This window comes from Streptomyces phaeochromogenes (assembly GCF_001418655.1).
Lineage (GTDB): Bacteria > Actinomycetota > Actinomycetes > Streptomycetales > Streptomycetaceae > Streptomyces > Streptomyces phaeochromogenes.
The window spans coordinates 1-2286 of sequence record NZ_LIQZ01000565.1 but is presented as its reverse complement, the minus strand read 5'-3'; the positions used below and the strand labels follow the sequence as shown (position 1 = coordinate 2286).

Annotated in this window: 3 protein-coding genes; all 3 read right to left on the bottom strand. The window is 71.7% G+C overall.

Translation table 11 applies throughout. The features are described 5' to 3' along the window. Window positions 1-36 precede the first annotated feature (36 nt). The 3 genes from AOK17_RS45850 to AOK17_RS45840 are packed head-to-tail and all read right to left on the bottom strand — an operon-like array spanning window position 37 to window position 2278. Window positions 37-447 (bottom strand): RidA family protein, encoded by a 411-nt coding sequence (locus AOK17_RS45850; RefSeq protein WP_055618585.1) that lies wholly within the window; start codon window positions 445-447, stop codon window positions 37-39. Beyond that, a complete protein-coding gene (locus AOK17_RS45845; RefSeq protein WP_055618584.1) occupies window positions 444-1208 on the bottom strand; it encodes an IclR family transcriptional regulator in 765 nt (254 codons plus the stop codon). The genes AOK17_RS45850 and AOK17_RS45845 overlap by 4 nt, the downstream gene beginning before the upstream one ends. Then, on the bottom strand, window positions 1205-2278 hold the full coding sequence (locus AOK17_RS45840; protein WP_055618583.1) for a sugar kinase: 1074 nt from the start codon (window positions 2276-2278) through the stop codon (window positions 1205-1207). The genes AOK17_RS45845 and AOK17_RS45840 overlap by 4 nt, the downstream gene beginning before the upstream one ends. Between the last annotated feature and the right edge of the window lie 8 nt (window positions 2279-2286).

Sequence of the window (2286 nt, the reverse complement as noted above, 5' to 3'; positions counted from 1 at the left end):
TAAGAGACAGGTGTTGGGGGGTGGGGTGTGGGGCTGTCAGCCCAGTACCGCCAGCGCGTCGATTTCGATCAGCAGGCCTGCGGGGAGGCCCACGTACACCGTCGTGCGGGCCGCGGGGGGTGCCGTGAGGCCCTGCTCCTCGAAGTACGCGTTGTAGATCGCGTTCATCTCCGCGAAGTGGTCCACGTCCGTGAGGTAGACGCGGATCATCATCGCGTCGTCCCAGGAGGAGCCGCCCTCTTCGAGGATGGCCTTGACGTTGGCCAGGGTCTGGAGGGTCTGCTCTCGCAGGGTCGGGCCCGCGGGTGTCGGGGGCTCGCCCTCCACCGCGGGCAGGAAGCCGACCTGGCCCGCGACCTGGAGGATGTTCCCCTTCCTGACGCCGTGCGAGAACTTGGCGGGCGGGGTGGTGTGGGTCTTGGGGGTGAGGGCGATCTTGTCGGTCATGAGCTGGTTTCCTTCGTCGGGGTCTTGCCTGAGTACTCCCCGCTGATCGCCGCCGCGGTACGGCGCACCAGTGGGAGCAGTGTGAGGAGTTCGTCGGCGGTGACGACTACGTTCGGGGCGGAGACGGACATGGCTGCGACTACGCGGCCGTCGGTGCCTCGGATGGGGGCCGCCACGCAGTTGATGGACTCTTCGTGGCCGCCCAGGTCCGTGGCCCAGCCCTGGTCCCGTACCTTCTCCAACTCCCGCAGGAACGCCGGGGCGTTGGGGGTCGAGCGGGATGTGTACATCGGGTAGTCGAGTTTGTCGGCGAACGTGTGGCGCTCGGGTTCCGGGAGGTCCGCGAGGAGCAGTTTCGCCACTGCGGCGACCGTGATCGCTACCGGTTTGCCGATGCGCGAGTACATGCGGACCGGGTAGCGGCTCTCGACCTTGTCGATGTAAAGGACCTCGCCCTCCTCGTGCACGGCGAGGTGGACCGTGTGGCCGCACTGCTCGTTGAGGCGTACGAGGTGGGGGTGGGCGATCTCCCGTACGTCGAGGTTCTCCACGGCCTCCTGGGCCAGGGCGAAGAGGCGGGCGCCCAGGCGGTAGCGCTGGTCGGACTGGCGGTAGACGAGGCCGTGTTCGTGGAGCGTGCGCAGGAGGCGCAGGGCGGTGGACTTGTGGACGCCCAGGCGGTCGGCGACCTGGCCCAGGTCTGCGGGGCCTTCGGCCAGGAGCGGCAGGATGGACAGCGCTCTGTCGACGGTCTGGCTCATGGGGTGGGTACCTCCTCCTGCGCCCGGTCTGCGGGGTGCGTCCAGCCGGGGCCGAGTCGAAGTGTCCCCCACGCGTCGTCGTCCAGGGCGGCGAGGCGGTCGGCGTGGTCGCGGGTGGGGGGTGCGCCCAGGTCTCCGGGGTCGGTTAGTGCGGCGGCGGCCATGAGGTGGCCGTGGCGGAGGCGATCGCGGACGGGCAGCCCGCGCAGGGTCGCGGAGAGGAACCCGGCGGCGAAGGCGTCGCCCGCGCCCACGGCCGCGACGACGTCGACGTGCAGGGCCCGCACGAAGGTGACGACATCGACGACGTCCTCGCCGAAGTCGGCCCGGTCCCGCACCCTCTCGTAGACGGTCGCCCCGCCCCTGCCCTGCTTCACGACCAGGACGTCCGGCTCGGGCAACGCCTCCCGGACGGCAGCCGCGCCGCGCAGCCCCCATGCGGCCCGTGCCTCGTCGTCACCGACGAACACGATGTCGGCGCCGCGCGCGAGGTCCAGCAGGACGCGGGGCCCCTCCGGGGTGTCCCACAGTCCGGGGCGGTGGTTGACGTCGAAGGAGACGAGCGGACGTCCGGGGCTGCGCGCCGTCAGCTCGCGCAGCAGACGCAGACAGCCGTCGGAGAGCGCCGCCGTGATGCCGGAGAGGTGCAGCACGCGCCCCGAGCGGAGCGCGACCCGGTCCACGGTGTCGGGCGCCATCGCCGAGGCCGCGGAGCCCGTGCGGTAGTACGCCACCTCGTGGGCGTCGGTGGAACGGTCGCTCGCCGTGCGGAAGTAGATGCCGGTGGGGCGGGTGGGGTCGCGTTGCACGGCGGAGGTGTCGACGCCGTACGCGCCGATCGCCTCGGTCAGGTGGTCACCGAAGCCGTCGGCGCCCACCCGGCTGACCCACTTCGCGGTGTGGCCGGCGGCGGCCAGTACGCAGGCCACGTTGGACTCCGCGCCGCCGATCGCCCGGTCGAAGGACGGCACGTCCGCGAGGCGGCCCGGGCGGGACGGGAGGAACGTGACCATGGACTCGCCGAGGGTGACGACATCCACGGCGGGCGCGGCGGCCGTGGATGTCGTCACCCTCGGCG